Genomic DNA, 23,363 nt, shown 5'->3' on the forward strand with positions numbered 1-23,363 from the left:
TATCGATCTTAAGTCGCGGAACCTGTTGGACGCAGCGAAAATTCGAATATTAGTCGTTATTATTCGGATGGTTACGACACGTATTCGATTGGGACAACGGTTGATAACGCTTCGCCGCGGTTTGTGAAAGTCGAGACAAGAGCGCGGCCGGTAGCTATCTTCTGGCTGTCGAGCCGCGCGGCGCTCGGCAAGGCGCCGGCTACCCGACGGGCAACGACATTGCGCGGCGGAGCACGCCACGCCGCCGTGCAGTGCGCGGGAAGGCTATCGTCCGACCGAGTCGCGAGTGCTCAGCTATCCGGTGCGCGGAGCGCGGGCGGATTAGCCTCGAGGTATGTGTCGAAACATCACTGCCCTGCGGGGACTAGAGCCCGCGGCGACGCCGGAGGAGATCCAGGCCGCCGCGCTGCAGTACGTACGCAAGGTCGGCGGGCTGTCCAGCATCTCGGCCGCGACCCAGCCCGCGGTCGATGCCGCCGTCGCCGACATCGCGGCGGTCACGGCCCGGCTGCTCGCGCAACTACCGGATCGTAAGGTGCCGCCGAAGTCGGTGCCGCCACTGCGCCGCCCCGAGGTGCAGGCGCGGATCCAGGCCAGGGCGCACTCGCACGACTGACCACGCGCTCGCCGACGTCCTGCGCGCGTGAGTTCGCTAACGGCGCGCCTGCTATCTTGAACATCGTTCAAGCTGGTAGTGGGAGGAAGTCGTCGTGGACGGAGTCGAGAACTCTCGGGGGTCGAGGGTCACCTTTTCGGCGCGCGATATCGCACAGATCGCCGTATTCGCAGCGCTGATCGCGGCGATGGGCCTGCCCGGCGCCATCACCGTCGGCTTCAGCGGGGTGCCGATCACGGTGCAGACGCTGGGTGTGATCCTGGCCGGCGCGGTGCTCGGCGCGCGCAAGGGAACCGCCGCTGTACTGGTCTTTCTCGCGTTGACGATGATCGGCCTGCCGCTGCTGTCGGGCGGCCGCACCGGACTGACCGCGATGGCCGGGCCCAGTGCCGGTTACCTCGTCGGGTGGGCGCCCGCGGCACTGGTCATCGGCCTGCTGACCGCGCGGATCCTGCCGAAGTACCCGCTGATCCTCGGTCTGCTGATCAACGCGTTCGGCGGAATCCTGGTCATCTACCTCTTCGGCACCATCGGGCTGCTGTTGCGCACCGACCTGGACTTCTCGCACGCGATCAGCACCAACTTCGCGTTCATCCCCGGCGACCTGGCCAAGGTTGTCGTCGCGACGGTCGTCGCCAAGGGTGTGCATCGCGCGTACCCCGGCCTGATCCGTGCGTAGTCCGGAACTCGGCGGCGCCTGCCATCGGCCCGCCCTCGAAATCGACGGCCGCACTTACACTTACGGCCAACTCGACGCTGCGATCGAGCAGTGGATCGAACGCGACAGCGCGCCCGTCTACGACGCGACGGCACTGTCGGTGCCGGAGGCGTTGATCTGCGTCTGTGCGGCGGCCCGGCGGGGTGTCCCAGTGCTCGTAGAGAATCCCGAGGCGCGTCCACAGCGTTCAGCTATTCCGTCCTCGGCGTTCCTATTGGTGACGACGTCGGGTTCTACCGGCCGCCCGCGCCCGCTGGCCCGCACCGCGGCGTCCTGGTTCGACAGTTTTCCCGCGTTCACCGCGATCACCGGTGTCGAGGCCACCGACCGCGTGCTCATCACCGGTCCCTTGCACGCGACGATGCACCTGTTCGGCGCGCTGCACGCGCTGTGGCGCGGCGCGTGCGTCACCGACGATCCGTCGCGGGCGACGGTTGTGCACGCGGTGCCCGCGGTGCTTCGGGACGTGGTGCGCAAAGCACCGAGGTTGCGAACGGCGATCGTGGCGGGCATCGCCCTGGACGACGGTGCGCGAGCGGCGGCCGACGGCCTGGAAATCATCGAGTACTACGGGTCCGCGGAGGTCTCGCTCGTCGCGGCCCGGCGGGTGCCCGAGCCGCTGCGCCTGCTCGACGGCGTCGACGCCGATATCCGGGACGGACTGCTCTATGTCCGGACGCCGTACCGCGTGCTCGGCGCTCCCGAATGGTTCAGCGTGGGCGACCTCGCCGAACTCGGGCCGAATCGCGAGCTCACGGTCCGGGGCCGCGGCGAATCCGCGATCAATGTCGGCGGCACGACGGTCCTTGCCGAGGAGGTCGAACGCGTCCTTGGCACGCTCGACGGTGTCGCCGCGGTCGCGGTGATCGGCTCGCCGCACGCGGTGCTCGGCGAGATCGTCACGGCCGCAGTGCAACTCGACGGTGTCGCGATCGACGCGGTGCGGTCGCAGGCGCGCGGGCTGCTGATGAAGGAGGCCATGCCGCGGCGCTGGGTGCCGCTGCCGACGCTGCCGAGGACGGCCAGCGGGAAAGTGGCCAGAGGTCAGCTGAAAGACTTGCTGGCATGAATTCGGTCCCCGTTCTGGTAGCGCCGCGTCGGACGCCGATCGGCAATGCCGGGCACGGGTTCGCCGAGCTGACCACCACCGACCTGGCGGCGCCGGTCTTGCGCGAGGTGCACTCGACGCTGCGTGGCGCGGGCGTGGCCGCCGAGGTGGACGATGTCGTCCTCGGCAACTGCCTCGGGCCCGGCGGCAATCCGGCGCGGATCGCGGCGTTGCGGGCGGGGCTCGGTGTGCAGGTGCCGGGTGTCACGGTGGATCGGCAATGCGGGTCCGGTCTCGACGCGGTGCTGCAGGCGGCGTTGCGGGTGCGCAGCGGGGCCGACGAGCTGATTCTGGCCGGCGGTGTCGAGTCGGCGAGCACCGCGCCGTGGCGGTTCTGGCCGCCGGTCGCGGACGCCGAGCCGGTGCGCTACACCCGGGCTCCCTTTGCGCCACCAGGATTTCCGGATCCCGACATGGGGGTGGCCGCCGACGATCTCGCGCGTGTGCGTGGCATCAGCCGGGAGCGACAGGACGCGTATGCGGCGCGTTCACACGGTCGCGCGGCGGCGACCGACTTTTCGGCGGAGATCGTGCCGATCGGCGCGGTACACCGCGACGAACGGATTCGAGCGGGGCTCACCGAGGCTCGGCTCGCGCGGTTGCGGCCCAGTTTCGGCGCCGAGGGGACAGCGACGGCGGGCAACTCGTGTGGCATCTCCGACGGTGCGGCGGTGCTGGCGGTGACCAGCGAGGCGCTGGCCGCGGGACTGCCCGCGCTGCGCATAGTCGGGTCGGCGGTGACCGGATCCGATCCCGCGTACCCGGGTCTCGGGCCGGTGCCCGCGATACGGAAGCTGCTGCGGCGCACCGGGGTCGACGTGAGCGAGCTCGGGATCATCGAGATCACCGAGGCTTTCGCTACCGTGGTGCTCGCGGTGTCGGACGAACTGGGATTGGACGAATCGAGGATCTGCCCGCAGGGCGGTGCCATCGCGATGGGGCATCCATGGGGCGCGTCGGGGGCTATCTTGCTGGTGCGGTTGGCAAGTCAGATGTTCAGCGAGGGTGGACCCGCGCTGGGGCTCGCGGCGTGCGCCATCGGTGGTGGGCAGGGGATCGCCATGCTGGTGGAGCGGGTGTCGTGAGTGAGATCGTCTTCTCGTCGGTGAGTCATCACTTCGGCGATCGAAAGGTGTTGCGCGGCATCAACCTTCGGATCACCGAGCGTCGGGTCGGCATCATCGGTGCCAACGGCTCCGGCAAATCGACATTGGCGCGCATGATCAACGGGTTGCTCACCCCGGCGTCGGGGACCGTCACCGTGGACGGTGTCGACGTGGCGCGCAAGGGCGCGCAGGTGCGGCGCAAGGTCGGGTTCGTATTCACCGACCCGGACACCCAGATCGTGATGCCGACCGTCGCGGAGGACCTCGCTTTCTCGCTGCGCCGAACGGGATTGAGCAAGCAGGAGATCGCCGCGCGCGTCGAGGAGATGCTGGTCCGGTTCGGCCTGCACGAACACGGCGATCATCCCTCGCATCTGCTGTCCGGTGGGCAGAAGCAGTTGCTCGCCATCGGCGCGGTGCTCATCCGCAGGCCCGAGGTGATCATCGCGGACGAGCCGACCACCCTGCTCGACCTGCGCAATGCGCGGGTGGTCGCCGACGCGCTGGATGCGATGGATCAGCAGGTGATCGTCGTGACGCATCAGCTGGCGCTGCTGGACAGTTTCGAGCGGGTCATCGTGATCGATGACGGTCTCGTGGCCTTCGACGGAACCCCGGCCGCCGCCGTCCCCGCCTACCGGGAACTGGTCGAATGATCGGGCTGTACCGGCCAGGTGACTCGCTGCTGCACCGGTTGCCCGCCGGGGTGAAGCTGTTGCTGTTGATCGTGTCGATCGTGGCGGCAACGGTGTTGGTGCGCAGCCCGATTCAGGTCGGCCTGGTCGGGGTGGTGGTCGCCGGGTTGTTCGCGCTGGCGCGCATTCCGTTCGGCGTGGCGGTGGCGCAACTGCGGCCGATGGTGTGGATGTTGCTGATCATCGCGGTGTTCCAGGTGCTGATCACCTCGCCCGCTCGGGCCGTCGTCGTGTGCGGCGTGCTGTTGATCTCGGTGGCGCTCGCGGCGCTGGTCACGCTCACCACCCGGGTGACCGACCTGCTCGACACCGTGACGCGGGCGCTCGGGCCGCTGCGCCGGATCGGTGTCGACCCGGAACGCGTCGGTTTGCTACTGGCGCTTGCCATTCGGTGTGTGCCCTTGCTGGCCGGCATCGTGCACGAGGTGGGCGAGGCGCGGCGGGCCCGTGGGCTGCAATGGTCGATGACGGCGTTGGTGACGCCGGTGCTGGTGCGGGCGTTGCGCACCGCGGACGCGATGGGTGACGCGCTGGCCGCGCGAGGAGTGGACGATGAGTGAGCTGCTGGCCGAGCGCATCGCCCGGTGCGCCGCCGAGTATCCGGCCTCGTCCGCGGTGATATCCGCTCGTGAGAGCGTCGACTATCAGGAGTTCTGGTCCCGGGTCACCCGGACGGCGGCGGGACTCGGCGGCATGAATCGTGTTGCGGTGCTGCCGACTTCGGATGTGGAATCGCTGGTCGCAGTGACGGCCGCCGCGTACGCGGGTGTCAGTATCGTGCTGCTGCACCGGCATCTGCTGGCGGACCAGCTGTCCGCGGTGCTAGACCTCGCGAAACCCGGTGCCGTCGTCGCGTCGACGCCGCAGCATCGTCGGCTACGGAAAATGGGGTTCGACGGGGAGATCCAGACCGCTGCCACGCTGGAATCGGCGGGAGTTCCTTGTCGTGCTCGACCCGACACCGAGCTGCTGGTCGGCATCACCTCCGGCACCACCGGCGCACCAAAGCTGTTCGTGCGCAACCAGCGATCGTGGGCCACCACCCTCGATCGCTCCGACGCCACCTTCGACATCGGCAACGGGGATCTGGTCTCGGCGCCCGGCGTGCTCGATCACACGCACTTCCTGTACGGCGCGCTGCATGCCCTCACCCGCGGGGCGACGGTGGACTTGCGACCGGTCATGCAGTCGCTGAACGACGGTGCGACACATCTCTATTCGGTGCCGACGATCGCCTGGGACGTGGTCCGGTCGGGGACCGGCCCGATCGGCAGCGTCCGCGAGGTGCTGTCCTCGGCGGCCCGGTGGCCGCGCACGGGAAGGCAAGCGCTGCAAGAGATCCTGCCCAACGCGGCCCTGGTGCATTTCTACGGCGCCTCCGAGCTGAGCTTCGTCTCCTTCGACCGGGGCCTCGGTGACACCGACGAGAAATCGGCCGGTGAACTGTTCGGCGGCGTCGAAGCCGACATCCGGGACGGCCTGGTATTCGTGCGCAGCGACATGCTGTTCGACGGTTACCTGACCGAGCACGGCGTATCCGGCGGACCCGTCGACGGATGGATGACGGTCGGCGACCGAGGCACGGTCATCGAGAATCGGCTGCGCCTGTTCGGCCGGGAGAGCGAAATGCTGATCCGAGCGGGCCTGAACGTGGAGCCCGCCGCCATCGAATCCGCACTCACCGCGCTGCCGGGCATCGCCGAAGCCGCCTGCATCGGCATCCCCGACGCCCGCATGGGCGAGGCCCCCGCCGCCGCGATTGTGGTCGACGCCGACGCCCCGACCACCGAGGAGATCTGGCGGCACCTGCGCGCGACCCTGCCCAGCCCCAGCATCCCGGTCCAATTGCTGACACTGCACAGTTTGCCGCGCACGCCACGCGGCAAGCTCGACCGCCAGGCCCTCGCCGAAGCTCTGGCCGCCGATCAGCGAGCGCACGCGGAAGACAATCCCGCCCGTTAGAAGGGGTGTGCACGTCGCGGGGTGTGTCGTTTCGGGCGTGGGGTGGTGGGGTTGCTTGGCGGGAAGAGGATGATGGGGGATCGTGTCCACTGATCCGAACGCCCCCGATATCAAGCCACGTAGCCGCGACGTCACCGACGGCCTCGAGAAAACCGCTGCTCGCGGCATGTTGCGTGCGGTCGGCATGGGCGACGACGACTGGGAGAAGCCGCAGATCGGGGTGGCGTCCTCGTGGAACGAGATCACCCCGTGCAACCTGTCGCTGGATCGGCTCGCCCGAGCCTCCAAGGACGGTGTATTCGCGGCCGGCGGCTATCCGATGCAGTTCGGCACCATCTCCGTCTCCGACGGCATCTCCATGGGCCACGAGGGCATGCACTTCTCGCTGGTGTCGCGTGAGGTGATCGCGGACAGCGTAGAGACGGTGATGCAGGCCGAGCGGCTCGACGGTTCCGTGCTGCTCGCGGGCTGCGATAAATCGCTGCCGGGCATGCTGATGGCGGCCGCCCGGCTGGACCTGGCGAGTGTGTTCCTCTACGCCGGTTCGATCCTGCCCGGCATCGCGAAGATGTCCGACGGCACCGAGCGCGAGGTGACCATCATCGACGCGTTCGAGGCGGTCGGCGCCTGCTCGCGCGGGTTGATGAGCCGCGAGGACGTGGACGCCATCGAGCGGGCCATCTGTCCCGGCGAAGGCGCCTGCGGCGGTATGTACACCGCCAACACCATGGCCAGTGCGGCCGAGGCGCTCGGCATGTCGCTGCCGGGCAGCGCGGCCCCGCCCGCGACCGACCGCCGCCGCGACGGCTACGCCAGGCGCAGCGGTGAAGCGGTGGTCGAACTGCTGCGGCGCGGCATCACCACCTCCGACATCCTGACCATGGAGGCGTTCGAGAACGCCATCGCGGTGGTGATGGCCTTCGGCGGCTCCACCAATGCCGTGCTGCACCTGCTGGCGATCGCGCACGAGGCGAACGTCGATCTGAAGCTGGCGGATTTCGCCCGCATCGGCCGTCGCGTGCCGCACCTCGCCGACGTGAAACCCTTTGGGCAGCACGTGATGACGGACGTGGATCGGGTCGGCGGCGTGCCGGTGATGATGAAGGCGCTGCTCGATGCCGGTCTGCTGCACGGGGATTGCCTGACCGTGACCGGGCGGACGGTTGCGGAGAACCTCGCCGAGATCGCGCCGCCGGACCCCGACGGCAAGGTGGTGCGCGCGATGACCTCGCCGATCCACCCGACCGGCGGCATCACCATCCTCGAAGGCTCACTCGCGCCCGGCGGCGCCGTGGTCAAGTCGGCAGGTTTCGACTCCGACGTATTCACCGGCACCGCACGGGTTTTCGACCGTGAGCGGGCGGCGATGGACGCGCTCGAGGACGGCACCATCGCGGCGGGCGACGTGGTGGTCATCCGCTACGAGGGCCCCAAGGGCGGTCCGGGCATGCGCGAGATGCTCGCGATCACCGCGGCCATCAAGGGTGCCGGACTCGGCAAGGACGTGCTGCTGCTCACCGACGGACGGTTCTCCGGCGGCACCACCGGACTGTGCGTCGGACACGTGGCACCGGAGGCGGTGGACGGCGGTCCGATCGCGTTCGTGCGCGACGGTGATCAGATCCGGCTCGATGTCGGCGCGGGCACCCTCGACCTGCTCGTCGAGGCCGATGAGCTCGCGCGCCGCGCCGAGGGCTGGGGTCCGTTGCCGCCCCGCTACACCCGCGGTGTGCTCGCCAAGTATTCGAAGCTGGTCGGGTCGGCGTCCTACGGTGCGGTCTGCGGCTGAGCCCCCTCGACTGACGTCTTTCGCGCAGCGGAGCGGTCGATAACACTGCGAGAGTGATCGAGAGACAGTCCGAGGTGGCGGTCGAGGGTTTCACTGCCGCGGTCGGGGAGCGTTTCGCGTCGTTCGATCCGGCCGGCGGCGCGGTGATCGGCACCTATCCGGTGCACTCCGCCGCGGAGGTCGGCGCGGCGGTGCGGCGGGCCCGCGAGGCGCAAGCGTCGTGGGCCGAGATCGGGTTCGACGAGCGCAGGCGGGTACTGACCGCGTGGCGGTCGGCACTGCTGCGGCGTCGCGCCGAGCTGGAAGATCTCGTGCACGCGGAGAACGGAAAGTCGCGGGCGGACGCGACGATCGAGGTGATCGTCGCGGTCCAGCACATCGACTGGGCCGCCAAGCACGCGCGCAAGGTGCTCGGCCCGCGGCGCGTGGCGTCCGGGCCGTTCATGGTGAATCAGGCGGCCTGGCTGGAGTATCGGCCGCTCGGGGTGATCGGCATCCTGGGGCCGTGGGACTTTCCCGTGTTCGGTCCGGTCGGGACGGCCGCCTACGCGCTCGCCGGCGGAAATACCGTGGTGCTCAAGCACAGTGAGTACACGCCGGGGATCGGCGAGTGGCTGGCCGAGAGTTTCGGTCGCGTCGCCGGGGATGATCGGCTGTTCCAGACCGTCACCGGCGCCGACGCGACCGGGGAGGCGCTGTGCCGGTCCGGTGTCGACAAGATCAGTTTCACCGGGTCGCTGCCCACCGCGCGAAAAGTTTTGGCGGCGTGCGCCGAAACGCTCACTCCCGTGCTGGTCGACGCCGGCGCTTCGGACGCGCTGTTGGTCGATGAGGATGCCGATCTGGCGGCGGCGGCCGACGCGGCGGTGTGGGGCGCGATGAGCAATGCCGGGCAGGTGTGTATCTCGGTGGAGCGCGCGTATGTGCACGAGCGGGTTTACCAGGCGTTCGTGGACAAGGTTGTTGCGATTGCCGGGAACTTGAAAGCCGGTGCGGGACAACCGATCGGCCCGATCACCATGCCCGAGCAGGTGGAGGTCGTCCGGCAGCACATCGCCGACGCGGTGGAGCGCGGTGGTCGTGCGCTGGTCGGCGGACTCGACGGGATCGGTGAGCGCTACATTCAGCCGACGGTGCTGGTGGATGTACCGGAAGACGCGCTGGTCGTCCGGGCGGAGACCTTCGGGCCGGTGCTGGTGATCACCAAGGTTGCCGACATGGACGAGGCGCTGGCCAAGACCGACGCCACCGGATTCGGCCTCGGCGGTGCGGTATTCGCGCGTGCCCGAGGCATGGATATCGCGCGGCGCATGCGATCCGGGATGACGTCGGTGAACTCGGTGGTCGCCTACGCCGGTGTGCCCGCGCTCCCGTACGGCGGGGTCGGCAACTCGGGTTTCGGCCGCATCCACGGCCCGGACGGGTTGCGCGAGTGGACCGCTGCCAAAGCGATTACTCGCCAGCGGTTTTCGAGCCCGGTGCGGACGACGACCTTCACGCGTCGCCCGCTCGACAATCGCGTGCTGGCCGCACTGGCCCGAGTGCTCTACGGTCGCGGTTGACCTTGTCATGAGCGCCTGTTTCGAGCAGAGTCGATGAAATGGACGAGAACACAATCGATTCGACTCCCAGGCGTACCGCGCGCGGCATCGCGGACGCGTATGTCGACGCCCTGGCTCAGCACAATCCGCTGGTCGCGGCTCGCCTGGGTCGTCACCCCGAAGACGATCGTCTCCCCGACCTTTCCCCGGCCGGACTCGACGCGACCGCCGCACTCGCCCGCGCCACCCTGGCCGAGCTCGATGCCGCCGAGCCATCCGGCGGTTTCACCGACGCGGTCGAACGGCGCTGCGCCAAGCTGCTGCGCGAGCGCCTGACGGCTGAACTGGCCGTGCACGACGCAGGCGAACATTTCCGTGCGATCCGCAACCTGGCATCGCCGGTGCACGAGCTTCGCGAATTGTTCACCCTGCTGCCGACCGACACCGAGGCGCAGTGGCAGGCCGTCGGCCGCCGACTGCGCCGCGTGCAGACCGCGCTGGGCCAGTATCGGTCCACCCTGACCGAAGGCATCGATCGTGGTCTGCAAGCCGCATCTCGGCAGGTCAGCACCGTGGCACAGCAATTGGGCGAGTGGGTGGGGGACAAGCCCGGTGGCTGGTTCGGCGAGTTCGTCGGCGCGGCCCCGGAAGCGGTACGCGCCGAATTGGCTTCGGCCGCAGTCGAAGCCACGGCCGCGGTGGCGGAACTGCGTGACTGGCTGCGAGATGTCTATGGCCCCAAGGCCGTCGGCGTTCCGGACACTGTCGGCCGCGAGCGTTATCAGCGGTGGGCCCGCTATTGGAACGGCGCCGACCTCGACCTGGACGAGGCCTACCACTGGGCGTGGGAGCAGTTCCACGAGGTCGACGCCCAGATGCGGGCCGAAGCGGACAAGGTGCTGCCTGGCTCGACCCCGATGGAAGCCATGCACTGGCTGGAGGAGCAAGGTCAGGCGCTCGACGGTGCGGAGAACGCCCGCCGCTTCCTCCAGGACCTGATCGACAAAGCCATCAACGATCTGCAAGGCACCCACTTCGACCTCGCCGAACCGCTGCTGCGGGTCGAGTCGATGATCGCGCCGCCCGGCAGCGCGGCCGCGCCGTACTACACCGAGCCCTCCCTCGACTTCACCCGCCCGGGCCGCACCTGGCTACCCACGCTCGGCCGCACCCGAATCCCGGTGTGGAGCCTGATCTCCACCTGGTACCACGAGGGTGTCCCCGGCCACCACCTCCAACTCGCGCAATGGATCTACGTAGCCGACCAGCTCTCGGTCTACCAGGTCACCGTCGGCAACGTGAGCGCCAATTCCGAAGGCTGGGCACTGTACGCCGAGCGACTGATGGACGAACTCGGCTACCTCACCGACTCCGGCCACCGCCTCGGCTACCTCAACGTGCAAATGCTGCGCGTACTCCGGGTAATCCTGGACATCGGCCTGCACGTCGGCCTCGACTACCCACCCGACTCCCCCTACCGCCCCGGCGAGCCGATGGAACCCGGCAACGCCAGAGAATTCTTCGGCCGCTACTACGGACAAACCGACGACTACCTCGACAGCGAATTCACCCGCTACCTGGGCTGGCCAGGCCAAGCCATCGGCTACAAACTCGGCGAACGCGCCTGGCTCCGCGGACGCGCCGCCGCCGCAGCCGCCGCCGAAGCACGCGGGGAAACCTTCGACCTGAAAGCCTGGCACATGGCCGCCCTCTCCCAAGGCTCCCTCGGCCTCGACGACCTCGTCACCGAACTCGCCACCCTCTGAGAGTCCGCCTCCCGCTCGGCAATTCGCCTGCCGCGGCTAACCGCTGATAACTCCCAATTCGCGGCCGACCTTGGCGAAGATCGCGAGAGCGCGGTCGAGGTGGTGGGGTTCGTGGACGGCGGTGACGGTGGTGCGGATCATGGCGCGGTTGGCGGGGACTGCGGGGGCGAGGACGCAGTTGGCGTAGATGCCGTCGTCAAGAAGGTGTTTGGCGAAGCGGAGGCAGTGGAGTTCATCGCCGATGAAGACCGGGACGATCGTGGTGCGTGAGGTTCCGGTGTCGAAGCCCAACTCGGACAGGCCTTTCCGCCAGTATGCGGAGAGTTCGCGGAGTTTCGTCATGCGGGTGGGTTCGGCTTCGAGGATGTCGAGGGCGGCGGCTGCGGCGGCGACCGCGGGGGGCGGTATGGAGGCCGAGAAGAGTTGGGCGCGGCCGTAATAGCGCACCCAGTCCATCAGGTCGTGTGGGCCGGCCAGCCAGCCGCCGACAGAGGCGAGGCTTTTGGAGAAGGTGCCGGTGAGGATGTCGGCGGTGCCGGGGAGGCCTAGTTCCTCCTCGACACCGCGACCGGTCAGCCCGATCATGCCGAGGCCGTGCGCGTCGTCGACCGCCAGCGGGACGTCGTGGCGGTCGCAGACGTCGCGGATCTCGGCCAGGCGGGCGATGTCACCGGACATCGAGTAGACGCCGTCGACCATGACCATGGCGGGGAGTCCGCCCAGCTCGGTGCGGAGCCGGCGGTCGAGATCGGCGATGTCGTTGTGCCGGAACTGGATCAGCCTGCATCCGCCGATGGCGGCGCCGTCGTAGATGGAGGCGTGGCATTCCTCGTCGACCACCAGCACGGTGCCCGCGCCCATGAAGGCCGACAGGAAGCCGAGATTGGCCTGATAACCGGTGGTGAACAGTAGTGCGTCCGGTCGGCCGAGGAAGCGGGCCAGCTTGCGTTCGAGGGCGCCGTGCGCCGGGGTCGATCCGTTCATCAGGCGAGAACCCGTGACGCTGGGCCCGTCCTGAAGTGCCGCATTCGCGGTTGCCTGCCTGACCCGAGGGTCCGCCGTGAGGCCGAGATAGTTGTTGGAGCCGAGCATGATCAGCTCGCGGCCTTCGTAGCGGCAGGTGGCGCCGTCGGAGTCGCTCAGGTCCGGATAGAACGGCAACAGGTCGGCGTCGCGCAATCGACGGGCGAGGTCGAAATCGCGGGCCTTGGCGAGGACGCCGCCGGTGTTGCGGTGGGCCAAGGCGTGCCGGTTGCGGATGGACTCGCCGAGGTCTTGCTGAGCGGCAGGCTGGGGTGGTGCCGTCGTGCGATTGGACTGGGTTGGCGTGTGGCCGGGCTGGCTCAGCGCCATGGGGGACTGGATCGCCGTGGTGTCGGGCTGGTTCGGTTTGGTCGGCCGTATCAGCATGGCGTCGGCCGGTGTCGGGTTAGTGGGCTGAGTTGCGCTGTCGGACCACCGCTTTCGCAACTCAGCGAGGTGATGCAGTCCGCCGAGCACGTGCTCCTGGTCGACACCGAAATCGACCAGGCAGGCGATCTCGTTCACCCCTGCCGCGGCCAGTTCATCGATCAGTTCGGCAGCACGGTCCGGTGTGCCCAGCAGAGCGCTGGTGTGGAAGTAGCGAGCAAACGCATAGTCGAGCACCCGATCCTGCTCGGCCTCGCTCAGATTGTTCAACGGTTCCGCGCCGCGCCGCCACAGGTCGACCGAGTCGCGAAGATAGTCCTTGAACGGCTGCTCGACCACCTGCCTGGCCCTCTGCTCGTCGGGGTCGAGGAAGGTGTGCAGCATCAGGGTGACATGGCCGGTCTGCGGATCGTGCCCATGCGCCGCACGGGCTTTGCGATAGGCCTCGATCTTGGTGCGCAACTCGTCCACATCCTGGAACAGCAGCGCGGTGAGCACGTTGGCGCCGAGCTCCCCGGCCTGCTCGAAGCGGCCGATCCCGCCGCTACAGGTGATCCACATCGGCAATTCGGGCTGGATCGGCGGCGGGAAGGTGCGAACCTCGATCTGCTCGCCCTTGCCATTGGGCAGGGTGAGCGCTTCGCGCCGCCACAGCCGCCGGACCTTGTCCGCACCGGACAGCATCACCTGCTCGCGGTCGGGGTAATCCGCTGCGGCCAAGACGAAGTCGTCGGGATTCCATCCGGTGGCGAACGCGATATCGACGCGTCCACCGGAGAGATTGTCGACCACGGACCAGTCCTCGGCGACGCGCACCGGATCGTGCAGCGGCAGTACGACACTGCCCGCGCGGATCCGAATCCGTTCCGTCGTTCGCGCGAGCACCCCGCCCAGCACCGCCGGGTTGGGGAACAGCCCGCCGAACCGATGGAAGTGCCGCTCGGGCAACCAGACCGCACGGAAGCCGTGCTCGTCGGCGAAGGTGGCGCAATCGAGAAACAGGCCATATCGGTTCGTGTTGTCCGGGTCCGCATCACTGGCGAAGAAGAACAGGCTGAACTCGACCGGAGCGCTGGACGCCCCCGTGCGAGTGGAGGTTTCGGGCGTCGTCTCCTTGCCCGAAACCTCGCCGGCGATCTCAGCTGCCAGGCCCGCCATGGTCAGCCCCTCGAACAACCGCTCGGCTGAGACCGGATAGCCGAACTCACGCTCGACATAACTGCCGAACTCGCTGGCCTTCACCGAATCCAACCCCAGCGCGGTCATCGGCTTCTCGGCAGCCAATGCCGCAGGCTCGACACCCATTTGGTTCGCCATCCACCGGGTGAGCTGGTCGAGCACAGAAGAAGACTCTGCCGCAACGGTTTCCGGTGCACCGAGGAACATATCTCTGGCTTTCAGGCGCTGCACCTTGCCGCTGGTCGTCCTCGGCAACTCGCCAGGGGAGAGGAAGACGACGCGGTGGGTATCGAGCCCATAGGCGTTCGAGATCGTGTGCCGGATGGAAGTTTCCAGCTCCGCGAGCGTCACATCGAGCTTGCCCGCGTCGACCTCCAGCAACACCGCGAGCACTTCATCACCGTCGACCTCGAGCCCGACCGCCGCGCACCGCCCCCGGCGCAGTGCCGGGTGCTGTGTCTCGATGGACCATTCGACGTCCTGCGGCGCGATATTGCGCCCGCGAATGATGATCAGCTCCTTCACCCGTCCGGTCACGAAAAGCTCGTCGCCGTGCAGGAACCCGAGATCTCCGGTGCGCAGATAGGTGACCGGATCGCTAGGCAGCCGGGCGTGGAACGCCTCGTCGGTCTCCTCCGGCTTGCCCCAGTACCCGCCGGCGACGCTCGGCCCGGCCAGCCAGATCTCGCCGATCGCACCGGGTTCGAGGCGCGTGTGACCGTCCAGATCGGCGATGATCGCGCTGCCACCCGAGACCACCCCGCAGCTGACCACATCGCGCCCGGCGAGCTGCGTCGACCGCACCCCCGCACCGCGCGGGGTCACGCTGACGAACAGGGTCGACTCGGCCAACCCGTACCCGGGCAGCAGGCTTTCCGGCCGGAAGCCGGCCGGTGCGAAATGATCGGCAAAGCGCTGCAGCGCACGGGGATTGATCGGCTCGGCGGCCACGAACGCGACCTCCCACCGGCTCAGATCCAGGGTCGCGACGTCGTCGGGAGATACCCGCCGAACGCTGTAGTCGTAGCAGACATTGGGCCCGCCGCTGGTGGTCCCGCCGTGCTCGGAGATGGCACGCAGCCAGGTGAGCGGGTCGCGGATGAACGCTTCCGGCGACATCAGCACCACCGGGAAGCCAGCGTAGAGCGGCTCCAGCAGCCCACCGATGAGCCCCATGTCGTGGTGCGCGGGCAACCAGATGACGCCCTTACTCTCCGGCGTGTGCCCGAACGCGTCCTCGATCAAAGCAAGATTGTGCGTCAGGTTCGCGTGGCTCACCATGACCCCGCGTGGGGCGCGTGTCGAACCGGATGTGTATTGCAGGAAGGCGATGTCGTCGGGCGCCGGTGCGGGCGCCTGCTCCAGCATGTGGCCTGACGGTTCGTCGCTGCTGAGCCAGGCCAGCCGGGCCAGCGGCGGGTACTGCGCGCTCGCCGCGCGCAACTGATCCAGCACCGCGCGCGGTGCCAGGATCGCCGACGGCGCACAATCCAGCGCCAACGCCGCGAACGTCGACACATCCGAGAAGACCGCGCCGGGTTGATGATTCGCGACCGGAACCGGGATTCGCCCCGCCAGTACGCAAGCGAAGAACGACGTCAGAAAGTGCGGCCCGAATACCGAAACAACCAGCACCCGGTCGCCCGGCGCACCGACCGTCCGTACCTTCGTCGCCAGATCCGCTGCCGCGGTGTACACCTCGCGATAGGTGAGCGTCTGCGCGTCACCGCCATCGGACAGATACGTATAAGCCGCCCGATCAGGCGTTTCCGCCGCCCGATCGCCCAGTATCCCCAGCAAAGTCGTCCCACGCTGCCCGGCCACAGCACCTCCAACCCCGCAACCGTGGGTATAGGCGGCGCACCGACCAGCGGCGCACAGGTCTCACGATCACTCGTCTCGACGCGACACAATCCACGACAAGTGAACGTGCACCCCCGTGTCGGAACAAGCCCTCAGAACATCGGGCACCAGAACCCGGGCAGCGCGTCAGCGGACAGCGGCCCGACCAATGCCGCCACCGTGCGATGCGCACCAGCGCATTCAGCTCAGCGCACCACCGAACTTTCGACAGCGGCTTCCGGCGCTTCCACTTTCCCCGGGCGGGTCGGCGCGAACCAGGTGGCGTAGAAGGTGGCGGACAGCGCGGCGAGCATGGCGAGCAGGCCGAAGCCGGCGAGGAGGGGGTGGGCGGCCATGGTGGGGGCCAGGTAACGGGTGGCGAGGAGGGTGGCGGCGAAGACGGCGATTCCCAAGGCGACCACGCGGATTCGGTAGTGGTCCCACCCTCGGTCGGGGTCGCGCAGGACGGATTCGACGGTGAGACACAGTGCGGCGCCCGCGATGAGGTCGACGCCGTAGTGGGCACCGAGTCCGAGGGTCGCGATGAGCGTGCAGACCAGCCAGAAGGCGCCGCCGTAGCGCAACCACCGTGGGCCGCGGCGGGAGTGGATGAACAGCGACAGCGCCCATGCGGTGTGCAGCGACGGCATGCAGTTGCGCGGAGTGATGCCGTCGAACGGCATCGGCCCGACGGAAAATGGCAGCGGCGGAATGATATTCGGCCAGACGTCGGCGATCTCCAGTCCGTTGCCCTGCGGCCCGAAGGCGAGAATCGGCCCGACGATCGGGAAGATCACGTAGAAGAGCGGGCCGATCAGGCCGAGCGCCAAGAAGGTTCGCACCAGGTGGTGCCGCGGCCATTCGCCTGTGGTCACGTTGCGCAGCTGCCAGACGGCGACGACGATGGCCGCGACCGGCAGCTCGAAATACACCCAGCGCACGACGCTCAGCGGTACCGGTCCCGCGATGTCGAGCACATGCCCGACGAACCAGGAGGGATTGCCGAGCGCATGGTCGGCCAGCTGCGCGTAGGGATCGAGCACCCGCGGGCAGGCCCACGCGGTGATGTCCAGCCAGATCTCGCCGATCTTGGTCGCGAGGATCAGCAAGGCACCGAACATGATGGCGCGCAATGCCGTTCGACGCCGCTCGCCGGACCAGCGCACCGCGGCGATCACCGCGAGCGCGGTGAGCACGATGGTCGGACCGTTGCCGACGGTGAACAGCCTGCCCTCGACGGCCCGGATCACCACGAACACCACGTCGATGGCGATCGCCGCGGCCAGCGCGGTCACTCGCACGCGGGTCGTGACGCCGACGAGCGCCAGCAGAAACCCCGCCCACGACGTGGTCGCGGACTTCGGCCTGCCCACGTAATCGCGGAACAGACTCGTCAGCGGACCGAGCGCATTGATGTGCGCGGCGATGAGCTCACCCGCCACGAGCACGAGCACCGCGGCGGCAATGCCGCACCAGATGGTCGACGGTCGAACGCGACGTTCCGGGAGCCGCGCGGTACCCGCTGGCTCGGCGGGTGGGGGCGAACTTCCCGGCGCGTCGTGAATAAGCATTCGGACATCGTAAACACGGTGTGAACGTGATCATGCGCCCGCGTGAACACGCGCCGCTCACGCGGACGCGGCAACCTACCGGTTCATAGCATCAGGACCAGCGCCGAGATGATGCCGAGACTGGCGGTCGCGGGCGCCCCGACCGAGTTGATGATCACTACGGCGGCGGTGACGATCGCGCTGAGCAGTGATTCGAGTGATGCTGTGCCCCGCTCCGCACGCGGCCTGGTGGCGCGATGTGTCGTTCTCACAGTCATGGCCCCCGCCTACCCGGCGGCCTCGGGCCCAAACGGGGCACCTGGCTATCCTGACCATCGTTCAAGGCTTGTTGATCGAGGTGGGTGGCTATGCAGCGTAGGGACATCGAGTTCGCGGCTCGATGGTGGCAGTGGGCCATGGCGATACCCGCCGACCGAAATCCGGTCAGCGACGAGACCGGAGAGTTCGCGGGCGAGGAGCAGCCTGCGGATGTCTGGTTTCTCGCAGGCACGTTCGGCGGCAAGGTCAGCAGGAAGTGCGCGGTGCCGTTCGGTCGGCCGATCTTCTTCCCCGCCTTCAATATCCTGCAGAAGTCGTCGCTGTTCGCGCGGCGGGTTCCGGTGATACCCACGGCGAGCGGGCACGCCGAGCTGAACGGCGTCTCCCTGCCGCTGCGCGAAGTCGCCAATCGCAGCCCATTTCTGGTCGACGCGGTGCCCGATGCGCCGTTCGGTCCGGCGGGCCGCTACCGGGCGAATGCCTGGGGCCTGTGGTGCCGGCTGGACGATCTGCGCCGAGGCGACTACATCCTCACGCTCGGCGGCGAGTACGAGCCCGGTGGTTTCTGGGTGGAGGTCACCTACGACCTCGAAATCGTCTGAGGCTGTTCACACTCGCCGCACGGTGACGCCCGCGGCGGTCAGCGCGTCGGTCTCCTCGGGTGCGGCGGTGTGATCGGTGACGACGGCGTGCAGGGTGGCGGCCGGTGCGACGAAGGCGAGGGCGGTGCGCGAGAGTTTCGCGGCCTCCGCAACCGCGATGACGCGGCGGGACGAGGCTATCGCGGCGCGTTTGACGGCGGCGTCGTCGAGGTCGTAGGCGGTGAGTCCGTCGGTTGCGGTCAATCCGCAGCAGCCGAGGATCGCGGTGTCGAATCGCAAGGCGGCCAGCGACGCCAGGGTGAGCGGGCCGGTCAATGCCAGCTCGCCGGAGCGTGGTTTGCCGCCGGGCACCAGCAGTGTCAGTTGGGGTGCGTCGGTGAGTGCGTGCACCGCGTGCAACGAGAGCGGCAGCACGGTCAGGCGGCGGTGTGCCAGCGCGCGGGCGACTTCCAGGCAGGTGGTGCCGCTGTCGAGAACGACCGACTCGCCGTCGGCGATGAGGCCGGCGACCTCGGCGGCGATGCGCTGCTTGAGTTCCGAGCCCTCGTGCACACGCATGGCGAACGGGGGTTCGTCGCCGCGCAGCAGCAGGGTGCGCGCGCCGCCGCGATAGCGCTCGAGGATGCCCTGGCTCGCCAACGTCTCCAGGTCGCGGCGGATGGTCATCTCCGAAGCGCCGGTGCGTTCGGCTAGTTCGGCCACTCCGAGTTGGCCCGCTTCGCGCACGGCCTCGGTGATCTGTTTCAGTCGGTCTACGCTCGCCACACCTGCCATAGAACACCGTGTGTGTTGGAAAATCAATCTTTCGAACATCAAATCTGTGCGTTATGTTCGAAACCATGCAGAGATCGTTGCGGGCCGCTCGACTGGCCACGTTCGCCTACTTCGCGTTGAACGGCTTCCTGATCGGGATCTGGGTCGTGCACATTCCCGCCGTCGAGCAGCGGGTCGGGATCGGGCACGCGACGCTCGGCTGGTTGTTGCTGCTGCTCGGCGCGGGAGCTTTCGCAGGCATGCGGCTGGTGGGTCCGCTCGCTGATCGCTTCGGCGCCCGCATCGTCGTCCCGGTCAGCGCGGCACTGTGCGCGGCCGCGGTGGTCCTGCCCGGCTTGTCGACGAACGCCTGGACGTTAGGGGCTGCGCTGCTCGCTCTCGGTTTCGGCAACGGGTGCCTGGACGTCGCCATGAACGCCCACGCCGTCCAGGTCGAACACGAATACCAGCGATCCGTCATGTCCGCGTTCCACGCCACCTATTCGCTGGGCGGGGTGCTGGCAGCACTGGTCGGCGCCCGCACACTCAGCTGGGGTTGGAGCCCCGCGACCGCTCTAGGTCTTGCGGCGTTGCTCGGCCTGGTCGGTGCCGCAGCGGCCGCACCAGCCTTGCTCCGAACCGAAACGTCTTCCGCTGCCGAGGTTTCCGCGACAGGGGAGCGGCGGACGACACCCCGGCGCATCTGGTTCCTCGCAGGTCTCGCCCTCCTACTGATGCTGTGCGAGGGCGTAGCCAACGACTGGAGCGCCCTGCACCTCCGCGACGTCCTCGCCGCACCCGCCGCCACCGCCGCCTTGGCCTACGGCGCCTTCGCCACCGCCATGACTGTCGGCAGACTCCTCGCCGACCGCATAGCCACCCGCTTCGGCCCCGTCGCCGTCCTACGCTACGGCTCAGCCCTAGCAGCCCTCGGCCTCCTGACCGCCGCCCTGTCCCCCTGGATCCCCCTGGCCCGACTCGGCTGGACCATCTTCGGCGCCGGCCTCTCCGGCTGCGTCCCCCAACTCTTCAGCGCCGCAGGCCACGCCGACCGAACCGCCGCAGGCGCCAACGTAGCCCGAGTCGCAGGCCTCGGCTACCTAGGCGTCCTAGCCGGCCCCGCCATAATCGGCCCCCTGACCCACCTNGGGTTGGGGTGGGGGGTTACGTCGACGGTGAGGACGCGTACCGTCTGCCCGCCCACCCGGTATTGCTTCGTTACCTCGGTCAACTCCAACATTGGTCACTCCGGGCCGATAAGCGCTCGCCTGAGCGGCGACCGGCAACCCGCGTGAATTATGTTCCGAGCCATGCCGTTCAGGTTACGGCGTCGATTCCTCACCTGAGCAGGTCATCCGTGCGCATCGCGAACCGCAACTCGGATCGACTGCCCACGTGCAACTTTCGGAATACCCGGGTGAGGTGCTGTTCGACGGTGCTTGTCGTGATGCCGAGCTGGTCGGCGATGTCCCGGTTGCGTTCGCCGTCTGCCGCGAGGGCGGCCACCCGCAGCTCGGCCGGGCTCAACGCGGACCGGATCTCCGCCGACGATCGAACAGAGACGGGCGGCTCCTCGGTTGCGGCACTGCCGGACAACGGTTTCACGCCACAGCGGCGGGCCAGGCGGTCGGCGTTGCGGTGGAGGGCGCGCGCACGATCCGGCTGGCCCATGCGCTGGTAGGCGTCGGCCAGATCCTGCAGTACCAGCGCGATTTCGAGCTGATCGTCGTGTACTCGGGCGATCGCTTCCGACTCGCGCAGCAGGGCGAGTCTGTCCTGCTGCGTGCTGACCGCTGCCAGCAGACGCAACGAAACACCGCCGGTCCGGTGGGCGTCGGCCCGCCCCAAATGGCTGATGTGCAACCGTGCGTAGGTGCGGGCGTTGTCCGTGTCGCCCATCGCCGAATACGCCTGCGCCAGATCGTTTCGCCACGGCACCACGACGGGCAGGTCGAGCTGCCAGCGCTGCATGAGTTCACCGCAGGTGCGGAAGTCCTCGATGCTGTCATGGAACCGGTGTGTCGCCAGATGGAGATGGCCGCGGGCATGGAGGTAGCGCAGTCCGAACCGGGACGCGAACATCGGCGGCGGCACGGCCCGATCGAGCTGCGCCTGTGCCTCGCGATACCGTCCGGCCGCGGTCAGCGCGCGGATCAACGTGGCAACGGGACTCCCGACCCAGGTGCCGAGATTCTTGGCGGCCACCTGATTCAATGCGCGCTGGGCGTAGTGCTCGGCCGCCGTCAGGTCGCCGCGGCGCAGCGACACCTCGGCGCGCAATCCCGCGAACACCGACTGCCAGGTGGGCGCAGACCGCGCATTCGCCTCGGCCAGCAAGACATCACACCAGGTCTGGGCGAGGTCGAGCCGTTCCGCGTGCACCAGTCCGTCGATCGCGGTAGCGAGCGGTTCGACGGTCGCGGGGTTCAACCGATGCTCCGTCAACAGCTCCTGAGCGGCAATCGCGATGTGGCCGATGGGTTCTCGGCCGGTGATCGCGCACAGCACCGTCGCGGCCTGCCGGTCGGCCGAGGCGGCAGTGTCCCCGGCGGGTTCGATCCGGCGCGGGTCGCAGGCCGCCGCGTCCGGATGGGTATAGGCCAGCCAGGCATCGAAGAAGGCCACCTCGTCGGAGTCCGCGTCGGTGGCCGCCGAGCGTTCGAGTGCTTCGAGCGCGACCTGCGCGTCGTCGACCTGCCCGTGCCAGAGTGCGTAGCGGACCAGGAAGCGCAGCATGCGCTCATCAAGCAGTCCGGCCCGGGCGGCAGCGGTGGTCCGCAGATAGCTCCGGGTGGTGGGGGAGGGCTTGACCTGCCACTCGATCGACACCATGCGAGTGGAGATGTCCGCCCGATCGGCGGCGTGCAGGCTGACGCGATAGGCGAGTGTCAAGCATTGGACCGCGCGATAGATCTGGTTCTGCAACATCGCGTCCTCGGCGGCGGCGACCAGCGCCGCCGCCGCCCACGGGTACCGCGCATAACCGGCGTCGAGCAGCAGTCCGGCCACCGTGCGCGGCGATTCGCCGTCGAGGTGCAGCAGTCCGGCAGCCCGGTGGGAGAGTCTCTTGCGGGCGTCGACCGCGGTGTGCCGGAGCACGCGATCGTGGAATTCGGACTGATGGAATTGGGTTGTCGTGGCGTCGATCAGCCCTGCGGCGGTCAGGCGGCCGAGGACGGGCCGGAGGGTGGATTCCTCGGCCTCGAGCAGTGCGGCGACGCGTGCGGGAGTGGACGACTCGCCGAGCACGGCGATCGCTTGCGCGATCCGCCACATCTCGCGATCGCCGATCGGTAAGCGGGCGTTGCCATTCGAGCCGAGGCGTTCGGGACGGTGCAGTGCGACCCCTGGCGGCAGTGCGGACCCGGTCGGGCAATTCGGATGTTGTGTGGAATGCATTCGACTCACTTGTGCCTCCAGCGTGTCGCGCCGATGGCCCTGCTGAAATAGATGAGGGCCGCTCCGCACGGCAACGTGGGAACGTGGTCGACCTCGATCGGCTAGCATTCCCCCGCCCAATCTTGCGTCACACAGTGCATCGCGCGCTGGACATGCTGTCAAGATTTTCGGACCACTCTGCATCCGAATGAGCAATAAGCTGTCATATTTCCGGCAAACCGAACGGGGAGTGGCATTCCGCCTGGTGGGCGGCGTATACGGCGGACGCGGGCTCGTGGTGTACCAGCGGTGGATGGGCATAGGCGGAGCAGAATCGAGCGTCCGAGGTGCGTGCGCCACCGTTGGTCCGAGTGCGGCCGCGAAGCGCGAACGACGGTCGCCCGGTAGGCGCTCTCGGCGACAGCCCGGTCGGTCCGAGTCGCCGCCGGACTGTGAAAATGCTGAGAAGGCAACCTGATTCGCCGCTCACGGCCGAGGCATCTCGGCCGCGACACAGGCCTGCGCGTGGCCGAAATACCTTGGGCCGCTGGACGATACCGACGTCTGTCACGTGGTCTACGCGGCCGCACGGGCAGCCGTCACGCACCCGATCAGTGTCGGTTAGCTCACATACCGGGCTATTTCGTAGGGTTTTTCGCCGATCCATGACATGGTAGTCCAGTGAGATCAAGCTTATCGACCTGATTCGTTTGGCTCATCTACAGAAAAGATGAAGTAACACAATGGCTCAAGGCAGTGTGAAGTGGTTCAACAGCGAAAAGGGCTTCGGCTTTATCGCACAAGACGGTGGCGGCGCTGACGTGTTCGTCCATTACTCCGCCGTGTCCGGCTCGGGATTCAAGTCCCTTGAAGAAGGACAGCGCGTGGAGTTCGAGGTCGGACAGGGACAGAAGGGGCCGCAGGCCCAGGACGTCCGCGCCATCTGATCGGCGCAGCTTGAAAGAGCCCCGCACCCCTTGGGTGCGGGGCTTTTGCGTTCTCGGCGCGCGTTTCCTGGAGCGGTCCCGCGATTCTCGTCCGCGTCGGCCGACGCGGCGGTATCGTCGGC

General features: G+C 68.2%; 18 protein-coding genes. 13 read left to right on the plus strand and 5 right to left on the minus strand.

All coding sequences use genetic code 11. The annotated features are described in order from the left end of the window. Positions 1–334: 334 nt before the first annotated feature. From DBO33_RS14570 to DBO33_RS14615, 10 genes are all read left to right on the plus strand, one after another. Positions 335–616: a DUF2277 domain-containing protein gene (locus tag DBO33_RS14570; RefSeq protein WP_107655509.1), complete on the plus strand. Its 282-nt coding sequence runs from the start codon at positions 335–337 to the stop codon at positions 614–616. Between the two features lie 94 nt (positions 617–710). After that, positions 711–1,295: a biotin transporter BioY gene (locus tag DBO33_RS14575; RefSeq protein ID WP_199856617.1), complete on the plus strand. Its 585-nt coding sequence runs from the start codon at positions 711–713 to the stop codon at positions 1,293–1,295. Continuing rightward, positions 1,288–2,403, plus strand: a complete 1,116-nt coding sequence (locus DBO33_RS14580; protein WP_107655510.1) for a class I adenylate-forming enzyme family protein — start codon at positions 1,288–1,290, stop codon at positions 2,401–2,403. The genes DBO33_RS14575 and DBO33_RS14580 overlap by 8 nt, the downstream gene beginning before the upstream one ends. Then, on the plus strand, positions 2,400–3,527 hold the full coding sequence (locus DBO33_RS14585; RefSeq protein WP_107655511.1) for a thiolase family protein: 1,128 nt from the start codon (positions 2,400–2,402) through the stop codon (positions 3,525–3,527). Before DBO33_RS14580 ends, DBO33_RS14585 begins: the two co-directional genes overlap by 4 nt. Further along, on the plus strand, positions 3,524–4,204 hold the full coding sequence (locus tag DBO33_RS14590; RefSeq protein ID WP_107655512.1) for an energy-coupling factor ABC transporter ATP-binding protein: 681 nt from the start codon (positions 3,524–3,526) through the stop codon (positions 4,202–4,204). Before DBO33_RS14585 ends, DBO33_RS14590 begins: the two co-directional genes overlap by 4 nt. After that, positions 4,201–4,803 carry an energy-coupling factor transporter transmembrane component T family protein gene (locus tag DBO33_RS14595; RefSeq protein WP_107655513.1) on the plus strand — a complete coding sequence of 201 codons (603 nt, stop codon included), beginning with the start codon at positions 4,201–4,203 and terminating at the stop codon, positions 4,801–4,803. Before DBO33_RS14590 ends, DBO33_RS14595 begins: the two co-directional genes overlap by 4 nt. After that, positions 4,796–6,205: an AMP-binding protein gene (locus DBO33_RS14600; protein ID WP_107655514.1), complete on the plus strand. Its 1,410-nt coding sequence runs from the start codon at positions 4,796–4,798 to the stop codon at positions 6,203–6,205. Before DBO33_RS14595 ends, DBO33_RS14600 begins: the two co-directional genes overlap by 8 nt. Positions 6,206–6,287: 82 nt before the next feature. Beyond that, positions 6,288–7,994: a dihydroxy-acid dehydratase gene (gene ilvD, locus DBO33_RS14605; RefSeq protein ID WP_107655515.1), complete on the plus strand. Its 1,707-nt coding sequence runs from the start codon at positions 6,288–6,290 to the stop codon at positions 7,992–7,994. Positions 7,995–8,047: 53 nt separating this feature from the next. Further along, entirely contained in the window at positions 8,048–9,556 is a 1,509-nt protein-coding gene (locus DBO33_RS14610; RefSeq protein ID WP_107655516.1) for an aldehyde dehydrogenase family protein, read from the plus strand. 38 nt (positions 9,557–9,594) lie between these two features. After that, a complete protein-coding gene (locus DBO33_RS14615) occupies positions 9,595–11,301 on the plus strand; it encodes a DUF885 domain-containing protein (protein WP_107655517.1) in 1,707 nt (568 codons plus the stop codon). Between the two features lie 36 nt (positions 11,302–11,337). On the opposite strand, the gene DBO33_RS14620 is transcribed toward DBO33_RS14615, so the two are convergent. The 3 genes from DBO33_RS14620 to DBO33_RS42775 form a co-directional block, all read right to left on the minus strand. Continuing rightward, positions 11,338–15,714 carry a MupA/Atu3671 family FMN-dependent luciferase-like monooxygenase gene (locus DBO33_RS14620; protein WP_107655518.1) on the minus strand — a complete coding sequence of 1,459 codons (4,377 nt, stop codon included), beginning with the start codon at positions 15,712–15,714 and terminating at the stop codon, positions 11,338–11,340. Between the two features lie 224 nt (positions 15,715–15,938). Next, a complete protein-coding gene (locus DBO33_RS14625; protein WP_107655519.1) occupies positions 15,939–17,303 on the minus strand; it encodes a phosphatase PAP2 family protein in 1,365 nt (454 codons plus the stop codon). Positions 17,304–17,386: 83 nt separating this feature from the next. Beyond that, the gene (locus DBO33_RS42775; RefSeq protein WP_159080251.1) at positions 17,387–17,560 is read right to left on the minus strand and encodes a hypothetical protein; all 174 of its coding nucleotides are present in this window, start codon (positions 17,558–17,560) and stop codon (positions 17,387–17,389) included. 90 nt (positions 17,561–17,650) lie between these two features. Here DBO33_RS42775 and DBO33_RS14630 point away from each other — a divergent pair, with 90 nt between their 5' ends. After that, entirely contained in the window at positions 17,651–18,163 is a 513-nt protein-coding gene (locus DBO33_RS14630) for a hypothetical protein (protein ID WP_159080252.1), read from the plus strand. Positions 18,164–18,169: 6 nt separating this feature from the next. Here the strand turns inward: DBO33_RS14630 and DBO33_RS14635 are convergent, their stop codons facing one another. Then, entirely contained in the window at positions 18,170–18,928 is a 759-nt protein-coding gene (locus DBO33_RS14635; protein ID WP_107660275.1) for a DeoR/GlpR family DNA-binding transcription regulator, read from the minus strand. A 74-nt stretch (positions 18,929–19,002) separates the two neighbouring features. On the opposite strand from DBO33_RS14635, the gene DBO33_RS14640 reads away from it, so the two are divergent. Next, positions 19,003–20,211: an MFS transporter gene (locus tag DBO33_RS14640; RefSeq protein WP_107660276.1), complete on the plus strand. Its 1,209-nt coding sequence runs from the start codon at positions 19,003–19,005 to the stop codon at positions 20,209–20,211. 43 nt (positions 20,212–20,254) lie between these two features. Here the strand turns inward: DBO33_RS14640 and DBO33_RS14645 are convergent, their stop codons facing one another. Continuing rightward, entirely contained in the window at positions 20,255–22,315 is a 2,061-nt protein-coding gene (locus DBO33_RS14645; protein WP_107655521.1) for a helix-turn-helix transcriptional regulator, read from the minus strand. 722 nt (positions 22,316–23,037) lie between these two features. Here DBO33_RS14645 and DBO33_RS14650 point away from each other — a divergent pair. Next, entirely contained in the window at positions 23,038–23,241 is a 204-nt protein-coding gene (locus DBO33_RS14650; protein WP_107655522.1) for a cold-shock protein, read from the plus strand. Positions 23,242–23,363: the final 122 nt, after the last annotated feature.

The sequence above is a fragment of the Nocardia suismassiliense genome, assembly GCF_900269665.1.
GTDB lineage: Bacteria > Actinomycetota > Actinomycetes > Mycobacteriales > Mycobacteriaceae > Nocardia > Nocardia suismassiliense.

Coding starts and splice junctions, on each gene's coding strand:
- DBO33_RS14630 (WP_159080252.1), top strand. CDS start 17,651: ATGCAGCGTAGGGACATCGAGTTCGCGGCTCGATGGTGGCAGTGGGCC.
- DBO33_RS14595 (WP_107655513.1), top strand. CDS start 4,201: ATGATCGGGCTGTACCGGCCAGGTGACTCGCTGCTGCACCGGTTGCCC.
- DBO33_RS14585 (WP_107655511.1), top strand. CDS start 2,400: ATGAATTCGGTCCCCGTTCTGGTAGCGCCGCGTCGGACGCCGATCGGC.
- DBO33_RS14650 (WP_107655522.1), top strand. CDS start 23,038: ATGGCTCAAGGCAGTGTGAAGTGGTTCAACAGCGAAAAGGGCTTCGGC.
- DBO33_RS14570 (WP_107655509.1), top strand. CDS start 335: ATGTGTCGAAACATCACTGCCCTGCGGGGACTAGAGCCCGCGGCGACG.
- DBO33_RS42775 (WP_159080251.1), bottom strand. CDS start 17,560: ATGACTGTGAGAACGACACATCGCGCCACCAGGCCGCGTGCGGAGCGG.
- DBO33_RS14615 (WP_107655517.1), top strand. CDS start 9,595: ATGGACGAGAACACAATCGATTCGACTCCCAGGCGTACCGCGCGCGGC.
- DBO33_RS14625 (WP_107655519.1), bottom strand. CDS start 17,303: ATGCTTATTCACGACGCGCCGGGAAGTTCGCCCCCACCCGCCGAGCCA.
- DBO33_RS14600 (WP_107655514.1), top strand. CDS start 4,796: ATGAGTGAGCTGCTGGCCGAGCGCATCGCCCGGTGCGCCGCCGAGTAT.
- DBO33_RS14645 (WP_107655521.1), bottom strand. CDS start 22,315: ATGCATTCCACACAACATCCGAATTGCCCGACCGGGTCCGCACTGCCG.